The sequence below is a fragment of the Ignavibacteria bacterium genome (assembly GCA_016873775.1).
Taxonomy (GTDB): Bacteria; Bacteroidota; Ignavibacteria; order UBA10030; family F1-140-MAGs086; genus JAGXRH01.
Genome location: VGWC01000088.1, coordinates 1 through 8,482 on the forward strand (window position 1 = coordinate 1; position 8,482 = coordinate 8,482).

The following is an 8,482-nucleotide window of genomic DNA, read 5'->3' on the forward strand; positions in this document are numbered from 1 at the left end:
CAAAATTCATTTTGGATAAACTTTTTGTTCACAAACAACAACTGATTTCTTGTTGTCTTGTGTTTCCCACAAATGAGATTTCGGCTTAGTTGGCTTTGTTTCTTTCTCAACTTTGTTACATCCAAAACGATGTATTTTATAAAGTATCGGTATTATTGTTGGTGTACGTGCTTCACATTGCTGTTAAAATGTGTTATGTTTCTTCTAGTAATGAAGTTTCATTTTCACGGGCATACCATACGAAAAAAGAATTTTATTTCTTCATTAGAAATTCCAAAAAAATTAAGGATGAAACAAGTATATTTTCCATCGAAAATTCAAACGTTACAATTAATGCTCACTGATTTAACAAAAATAGATTACAAAGAAAATATTCTCGACACTATCGGAAATACTCCGCTCATAAAACTCAACAAAATCGTAAGAGGATTGAAACCGACAGTGTTTGCAAAAGTGGAATTTTTTAATCCTGGTGGTTCGGTCAAAGATAGAATAGGCATAACCATTATCGAAGAAGCAGAACGCGATGGGCGACTGAAATCAGGCGGAACGATTGTTGAAGCAACGTCAGGAAACACTGGAATGGGACTTGCGCTTGCGGCTTCGGTTAAAGGATATAAAACAATTTTTACGATGCCTGATAAAATGAGTCAAGAAAAAATTCGTTTGTTGCGCTCATTTGGCGCAGAAGTAATCATCACGCCGACTTCCGTTCCACACGAATCGCCGGAAAGTTATACGGAAGTTGCAAAAAAAATTGTTCGTGAAACTCCGAATTCCATTCTTGCAAATCAATTTTTCAACCCCCAAAATCCGGATGCGCATTACAAAACAACTGGACCGGAAATATGGAAACAAACTGCGGGACAAGTTGATTATTTTGTTGCAGGAATCGGAACAGGCGGAACAATTACCGGCGTTGGAAAATTTTTGAAGGAACAAAATCCGAAAATAAAAATCATCGCAGTTGACCCGAAAGGTTCAATACTTCGCGAATATTATTACACAAAAAATTCGCATCCTGAATTTAAACCATACAAAGTGGAAGGCATTGGACAAGATTGGGTGCCGGGAACGTTGAATTGCGATTTCATTGATGAATTTATCGAAGTAACGGACAAAGAAGCATTTCTTGTCGCACGAAAACTTACGCGCGAAGAAGGAATATTTACTGGTGGCTCGTCGGGAACTGCACTTGCAGGAACGCTAAAACTGGCTGAACGACTTTCAGAAAAAGACATTATTGTAACATTGCTTCCTGATACAGGAGAGCGATACATCAGCAAATTATACAACGATGAGTGGATGAAAGAAAATGGTTTTCTTGTGCCGGAAAGAATTACGTTGCGATTTGTTTTGAACGAAAAAGAGAAAGGAGTTCCACAACTCGTGAGTTTATATCCCACAGATAATATTCGGCACGTATTGATGTTAATTAGTAAATATAACGTTTCGCAATTTCCAGTTCTCGAAGGAAATAAATGTGTTGGCTCGATTGAAGAAACTACGATAATGCGACAAGTAATGAAAAATCCATCTATGCTGGATGCTGCGGTAAAAGATGTGATGCAATCCGCTTTTCCTGTAGTAAATATTGATTCGGAAATTTCTTTTGCTGTCGAACATCTCACCGATAACGCATCAGCAGTTTTAGTGGATGAAGGAAACAAAATTGTTGGCATCATTACGAAGTATGATGTGTTGGAATATTTAGCAAGATAAAACATTTTACATTTTTGATTTGATACTGAACATTGCTAAATCTAAAATGTAAAATATAAAATGTTCAATGTCCGTTCCCCGCGAAATCTCTCATCAAATTCACGAACGCGATAACTACATTTGCGTGTATTGCAATCTCGATGGAAGATTGAGTTATCAAAATTTCAAAACGTTGACGATTGACCACGTGCGACCAAAAATGTTTGGTGATAATCACTCGCTCGAAAATCTTGTTACGGCTTGTTATGTTTGCAATCAACTCAAAGGACATTATTTTCCGAAACATCTTCATAACGAAAAAGAAATTATGCATAACATCCGTGAACATATTGCACGAGAACGAGCGAAAGATTTTGAGAGATATGTTGATGTTGTTTCGCCGTTTTTACATTCTATAAAATAACTTACTTATGAATACAATTACATTTGATAATGCACTCGATGTTGTCGAACAACTTCCGTATGAACAAAAAGAAGAACTCGTTGACATTATGAAAAAAAGGTTAATAGACGAACGGAGAGTAGAAATAGTACTGTTAAATATTGGAACACAGAAGATGTGTACTAATTGCACTTTTAAAATTGCATAAAAACAAATATTCGACACGAATTACATTAATGATAATTCGTGGCAAACAAAAATAAAATGAAATTCTCCACCAAAACAATTCACGCTGGACAAGAACCAAATCCCAATAACGGCGCAGTAATGACTCCCGTGTATTTAACTTCTACGTACGTTCAAGACGGAATCGGAAAGCCGCGCGAAAATTACGAATACTCGCGCGTTACCAATCCCACTCGCACTGCGTTGGAAGAATGTCTTGCTTCGCTTGAAAACGGAAAATACGGAATGTGTTTCGGTTCGGGAATGGCGGCAATTGATTCACTCTTTCATTTGTTCAAACCAAATGACCATATAATTTTATCTCGCAATTTGTACGGCGGAACATTTCGTATCGCAAATTTCATTTGGAGCGATTACGGTTTACAGTTTTCTTTTGTTGATACAACACAAATGAAAGAAGTTGAAAACGCTTTGCAAAAGGAAACGAAAATGATTTTCGTGGAAACGCCGACAAATCCAACAATGGAAATTACGGATTTAAAACTCATTGCAGCGTTTTCAAAGAAACATAAAATTCTTTCCGTTGTTGATAATACATTCGCAACTCCCTATTTACAACGACCGATTGATTTAGGAATTGATGTTGTCGTTCACTCCCTCACAAAATATCTCAATGGACATAGCGATATGCTTGGCGGCGTAGTTGTAACGAATGATGATTACGTTGCAGAGCGATTGAAGTATTTTCAAAAATGTATCGGCGGAATTTTATCTCCGTTTGATGCATGGTTATGTTTGCGCGGTGTGAAAACTCTTTCCGTGAGAATGGAACAGCACGGAAAAAGTGCGATGAACGTTGCTGAGTTTCTTTCTTCACATAAAAAAATAAAACAAGTGTTTTATCCCGGATTAAAAAATCATCCGCAACATCAACTTGCAAAGCGGCAAATGAAAAATTTCGGAGGAATGATTTCTTTTGACGTTGGCTCACTAGCAAACGCAAAAAAATTTCTTGCGAAAGTTCGACTCTGCGCGCTTGCTGAAAGTCTGGGCGGAGTAGAAACATTGATTTCTCATCCTGCTACAATGACGCACGCCGCAATTCCACCGGATGAACGCAAACGCATCGGCGTAACAGATGGACTCGTTCGCATTTCTGTTGGATTAGAAGACGTTGATGATATTATTGATGATTTGAAAAACGCGTTGCGATAATTTTTTCTCAAAACAATATTCACTCAAATACAAACCACTATGGAAGAACGACTCTTAACACCGGAAGCATTTTCGACAACTTCTGCATTCTCAAAAATCTTCAACACATACACCGAACCTTCTTCTGTTTTTGAAGAAGTTACACGACAAGAAAAGACAACATCAAATTGGCTGTTACCGGCTATTCTCTGTATCGTTGCAGGAATAGTTTTTACGTTCGTCGTTTTCTCTGACCCTGTGATAAAACAAGAAATGCGCTATCAACAATTACATAAAATGCAAGAGAAAGTCGCAAATGGTGAAATGACGCAAGAGCAATATGATAGAGCAGTAGATTTTATTCCCGAACCCGGTTCAACAATTTTTCTTGTTACCGGAATCGGTGGCGTTATTGTCGTTACATTTCTTTCGCTTTTGATTGTTGCGTTGGTAATGATGCTTGCAGGAAAAATGTTTTTGCAAACGCAAGCAACGTTTGGAAAAATAATGGAAGTTGTCGGATTATCGTATTCGGTGTTTATCATCGGGGGAATCGTATCAATCTTGACAATTAAAATCGGCGGTTCGATGAGTAAAACACCGAGTGCCGCTTTTTTCCTCAACGCATTTGATACCAATAATGCGATGCACCATTTACTGAAATTCGCTGACGTGTTTTCGTTCTGGTATGTTTTTGTTCTTGCGATTGGCTTATCGAAACTTTTTCAAAAACCATTAGGAAGTGTTATCGGAATTGTATTCGGTTTGTGGTTAGTGTATGCAGTAGGATTTTCATTCGTCAGCGCGATGTAAAAATATTTTCTTGAAAAAATTTTATTCAATGGAATTTTCAAACAAAACATTCATCATCACCGGTGCATCGAGCGGTATTGGAAAAGCAACTGCATTGCAAGCATTACACTGCAATGCAAACGTTTCTGTTGTTTCGCGAAGAGAAAAAGAACTGCGTGAAATATTTTCTCCGTTTCAGAATTCTGAAATTATCTCTGCGGATATTACGAGCGAAAGCAATAGAAAATTTATTATTGAAAAAACGTTGCATCGGTTTGGAGAAATTGATGTACTCGTCAATGCCGCAGGAATTATCGGAATGGGTTCTGTAGAAAATACTTCGCTTGACGATTGGGATAGAATGTTGGATACGAATTTGCGTTCTATTTTTCGACTCACGCAACTCGCTCTCCCCTCACTTATTGAACGAAAAGGAAATATCGTGAGCGTTTCGAGCGTAACAGGAATTCGCGCATTCCCGAATGTGCTTGCATATTGTATTAGTAAAGCGGGTGTTGACCAATTCACACGTTGTGTTGCGTTGGAACTTGCGCCAAAAGGTGTACGAGTAAACGCAATCAATCCAGGTGTTGTCGTAACAAATTTGCACAAATCCAGCGGAATGAATGACGAGAAGTATCAACAATTTCTCGAACACAGTAAATCCACTCATCCTCTCGGTAGAGTCGGCACTCCGGAAGAAATCGCAGAACTTATTCTCTTCCTCGCTTCAGAAAATGCCGGATGGATTACAGGAGAAACTATTGCAATTGACGGAGGTCGCGCGCAAACATGTGCAAGATAATTGAGAGAAACACCTTATGGTATTTACATCAAGCAAACGCACGAATTATTTTTTACTTACGTATTCGTGTTTCAATTCTGTAATAACGGTTTCGTAGAGATTAAGTTTTTATCTTTTGAACTCAATGCAGAATAATTCAAAAATTGAAATTCTACTAAATCGGTTTCTCTCACTGTTCCATAATCACCTGTCGTTCCTTCATTATGTGTGAGTACTTGAATGATGTTAAATATTCTATTGTAAAACATACAAAGAACTTTTGCTTGTTCTTTCTGAATATTGGGAACAATGTAATTTTTTTGTATAGATGAGAACAATAAAATTGTTTGTGTTGGAGACATTGTTTGTAATTCACCTAATCGTTTCAATTGCCATCCTCATTCTATTCACACTTTCATCTCTTCCAAGAATAAAAAGTATATCATACAAACCTGGACCTGCGCTTACACCTGAAATTGCAAGCCGCGTTCCATGAATCAATTTCCCATTTCCGATTTGTAATTGTTGCGCCGTTTTGTGTAATGCAGTTTCGTAATCTTCTTTTTTTGGATGAACGAGTTTGGAAAATTCTTCTGTAAGGAGTTTCATTTGCGATGGAGTTTCTTCTTTCCAATTTTTCTTTACTGAATTTTCTTCGTATTGCGTTGGAGATTCAAAAAAGTATGATGCGTTTTCAATAACATCTTTGACAAACGTCATTCGTTCACGCATTGCAGTTAATACTTGTAGCAAATATTCTTCCGAAAAATTTTTGTCCGCAAATTTTGATTTCAATAATTCTTCTTTCAACATGTGTAAAACTTCTTCATCAGTTTTTTTTCGTAAGTGCTGAAAGTTCAGTGAATTAAGTTTATCCACATTGAAAACTGCTCCAGATTTATGAACCCGCTCCAACGAAAATTGCTCAATCAATTCTTGCAATGAAAAATATTCTTGCTCCGTTCCGGGATTCCAGCCAAGCAACGCAACAAAATTTACAAGCGCTTCTTTCAAATATCCTTTATCGCGATAATCTTCAACAGCAACATCACCCTGACGTTTGCTGAGTTTGCTTTTATCTGGATTGAGCAACAACGGAAGATGTGCCATTTGCGGAACTTGCCAACCGAAATATTCATAGAGCAATAAATGTTTCGGAACACTCGAAAGCCATTCTTCTCCGCGAATTACGTGCGTAATGTTCATCAAATAATCATCAACAACAACAGCGAGATGATATGTTGGAAATCCATCTGACTTGAGTAAAACTTGGTCGTCAATTATCTTTGATTGAAATTCAACATCGCCGCGAACTATATCGTGAAATTTGATTGTTCGATTTTCCGGAATTTTCATTCTCACGACGTGTGGAATTTTCTTGTCAATAGTTTCCTGAATTTCTTTTTCGGAAAGTTTTAAACACGTTCTATCATATTTTACGTCAACTTTTTTTGTTTCCATTTCATTGCGCATTTGTTCAAGTCGTTCTGATGTGCAGAAGCAACGATACGCTTTTCCTTCGTGCAAAAGTTTTTCAACGTGTTGTTTGTAAATTTCTAATCGTTGCGATTGAAAGTACGGTCCTTCGTCATAATCAATTCCCGCCCAATGAAGTGCTTCAATCAATTTTTCTGTTGCTCCTTCTACGTAACGCGCTCTGTCTGTATCTTCAATACGAAGAACAAATTTTCCGTTGTGTTTTCTTGCAAATAAATAATTGTATAACGCTGTACGCAAACCACCAACGTGCAAATATCCTGTTGGACTTGGAGCAAAACGAACGTGAACTGAGTCGTGCATAATTTATCGTAAATTTTCTAAACTATGAGTTAATTTTTCAACAGTAATCTTAAACGAAACTAACTTCTCTCGCTCTTTTTCAATTACATCTTTTGGCGCGCGAGAAACAAAATTTTCATTCTCTAATTTTTGCGAAGTGGAAACAAACAAACTTTGCACACGCGCAATTTCTTTTTCAATGCGCACTCGTTCTTTTTCTAAATCAATAATCCCTTCGAGCGGGACAAACAATTCTTCACCATCCACCACCGCGCTTGAAGCAAGTTTTGGTTTTTCTCCGTTCTTTAAAAATCCTATCGCGCTTACTTTTCCGAGTCGTTTCAAATACGATTCAAATGTTGTAACGTGTGTATTGCGCTCTGCATTCGTAAATCGAAACAACACATTCACTTCTGTTGATGGCGGAACGTTCAACTCTCCCCTAATCGTGCGCACTGCATTTACTACTTCCATCATAAACCAAGCATCGCGTTCAATGTTTTTGTCAATCCATTTTTCGTTTGCTTTTGGAAAATCTGCTATCATAATGCTGTTGGCTGTTGGCTGTTGGCTGTTAGTAAACTGTTGCCAAAGTTCTTCGGTAACAAACGGCATAAACGGATGAAGCAAACGCAGTGAAGTTTCATACACATTCATTGCACGCTGCAAGACTATTTGTTTTACTTCTTGCGTTTCATCGCCATACAATCTGCTTTTCAACATTTCAACATACCAATCGCAGTAGTCGTGCCAAATAAAATCGTAGATAATTTTTGTTGCTTGATTGATTTCAAAATGTTCTAACGCGGTGTTCAAGTCTTTTATTGTTGAATGAAGCCGCGACATTATCCACTTATCTGCTAAATCAAGATAAGCAGTTTCAAGTTTCGAGTTGCGAGTTGCAAGTTGTTTTTCTTTTGAACTCGTAATTCGTAACTCGTAACCCGTAACTCTTTCAACGTTCTCTTTATTCATCAACAAAAACCGTCCCGCATTCCAAATCTTATTCGCAAAGTTTCTTCCGATTTCACATTTCTCCGAAGCGAAACGCACATCTTGCCCGAGAGGAGCAAGAAATAAAATTGAAAACCGCAACGCATCCGCTCCGTATTCATCAATCACGTTGAGCGGGTCGGGAGAATTTCCCAAACTCTTGCTCATCTTTCTTCCTTGCGAATCGCGTATGATGCTCGTGAAATACACATTGTGAAACGGAACGTCATTCATTACTTCAAGTCCCGCCATAATCATACGCGCAACCCAAAAGAAAATTATATCGGGACCGGTAACGAGCGTATCGCTCGGATAAAAATATTTCAAATCGTTATTTTCCTTGGGCCAACCAAGCGTAGAAAAAGGCCACAACCACGATGAAAACCATGTATCAAGAACATCTTCATCTTGCACCATTTGCGAATTGCAGTGTTTGCAGTTTTCCGGTTTCGTTTTGCTGACAATCGGCATTTTGCAATTCAATGTGCAGTGGTCATCGCCAACACAATACCACACGGGAATGCGGTGTCCCCACCACAATTGCCGCGAGATGCACCAATCGCGAATGTTCGTCATCCAATGCTCATACACTTTTTCCCATCGCTCAGGATGAAATTTTATTGTTCCATCTTTCACCACTTGCAACGCTT

The 8,482-nt window shown here is 38.1% G+C and carries 9 protein-coding genes; 6 read left to right on the forward strand and 3 right to left on the reverse strand.

What is annotated here, in order from left to right; genetic code table 11:
• The first annotated feature begins 333 nt into the window (after window positions 1-333).
• The 6 genes from FJ218_10085 (at window position 334) to FJ218_10110 (ending at window position 5,081) form a co-directional block, all read left to right on the forward strand.
• Complete coding sequence (locus FJ218_10085) at window positions 334-1,722, forward strand: cystathionine beta-synthase (GenBank protein MBM4167248.1); 1,389 nt, start codon at window positions 334-336, stop codon at window positions 1,720-1,722.
• Window positions 1,723-1,789: 67 nt separating this feature from the next.
• A complete protein-coding gene (locus tag FJ218_10090) occupies window positions 1,790-2,125 on the forward strand; it encodes an HNH endonuclease (GenBank protein MBM4167249.1) in 336 nt (111 codons plus the stop codon).
• Between the two features lie 7 nt (window positions 2,126-2,132).
• Window positions 2,133-2,312, forward strand: a complete 180-nt coding sequence (locus FJ218_10095; GenBank protein ID MBM4167250.1) for a hypothetical protein — start codon at window positions 2,133-2,135, stop codon at window positions 2,310-2,312.
• A gap of 56 nt (window positions 2,313-2,368) precedes the next feature.
• On the forward strand, window positions 2,369-3,505 hold the full coding sequence (locus FJ218_10100) for a PLP-dependent transferase (protein MBM4167251.1): 1,137 nt from the start codon (window positions 2,369-2,371) through the stop codon (window positions 3,503-3,505).
• A 39-nt stretch (window positions 3,506-3,544) separates the two neighbouring features.
• The gene (locus tag FJ218_10105) at window positions 3,545-4,297 is read left to right on the forward strand and encodes a YIP1 family protein (protein MBM4167252.1); all 753 of its coding nucleotides are present in this window, start codon (window positions 3,545-3,547) and stop codon (window positions 4,295-4,297) included.
• A gap of 28 nt (window positions 4,298-4,325) precedes the next feature.
• Window positions 4,326-5,081, forward strand: coding sequence for an SDR family oxidoreductase (locus FJ218_10110; GenBank protein MBM4167253.1), 756 nt, complete (start codon window positions 4,326-4,328; stop codon window positions 5,079-5,081).
• Window positions 5,082-5,152: 71 nt separating this feature from the next.
• Here the strand turns inward: FJ218_10110 and FJ218_10115 are convergent, their stop codons facing one another.
• The 3 genes from FJ218_10115 to FJ218_10125 all read right to left on the reverse strand — a co-directional run.
• Window positions 5,153-5,422: a hypothetical protein gene (locus FJ218_10115; GenBank protein ID MBM4167254.1), complete on the reverse strand. Its 270-nt coding sequence runs from the start codon at window positions 5,420-5,422 to the stop codon at window positions 5,153-5,155.
• Window positions 5,423-5,432: 10 nt separating this feature from the next.
• Window positions 5,433-6,860, reverse strand: coding sequence for a glutamate--tRNA ligase (locus FJ218_10120; protein MBM4167255.1), 1,428 nt, complete (start codon window positions 6,858-6,860; stop codon window positions 5,433-5,435).
• 3 nt (window positions 6,861-6,863) lie between these two features.
• On the reverse strand, window positions 6,864-8,482 hold a 1,619-nt coding region (locus tag FJ218_10125), incomplete at its 5' end, for a class I tRNA ligase family protein (protein MBM4167256.1).

Coding starts and splice junctions, on each gene's coding strand:
- FJ218_10115 (MBM4167254.1), bottom strand. CDS start 5,422: ATGTCTCCAACACAAACAATTTTATTGTTCTCATCTATACAAAAAAAT.
- FJ218_10085 (MBM4167248.1), top strand. CDS start 334: ATGCTCACTGATTTAACAAAAATAGATTACAAAGAAAATATTCTCGAC.
- FJ218_10110 (MBM4167253.1), top strand. CDS start 4,326: ATGGAATTTTCAAACAAAACATTCATCATCACCGGTGCATCGAGCGGT.
- FJ218_10090 (MBM4167249.1), top strand. CDS start 1,790: ATGTCCGTTCCCCGCGAAATCTCTCATCAAATTCACGAACGCGATAAC.
- FJ218_10100 (MBM4167251.1), top strand. CDS start 2,369: ATGAAATTCTCCACCAAAACAATTCACGCTGGACAAGAACCAAATCCC.
- FJ218_10120 (MBM4167255.1), bottom strand. CDS start 6,860: ATGCACGACTCAGTTCACGTTCGTTTTGCTCCAAGTCCAACAGGATAT.
- FJ218_10095 (MBM4167250.1), top strand. CDS start 2,133: ATGAATACAATTACATTTGATAATGCACTCGATGTTGTCGAACAACTT.
- FJ218_10105 (MBM4167252.1), top strand. CDS start 3,545: ATGGAAGAACGACTCTTAACACCGGAAGCATTTTCGACAACTTCTGCA.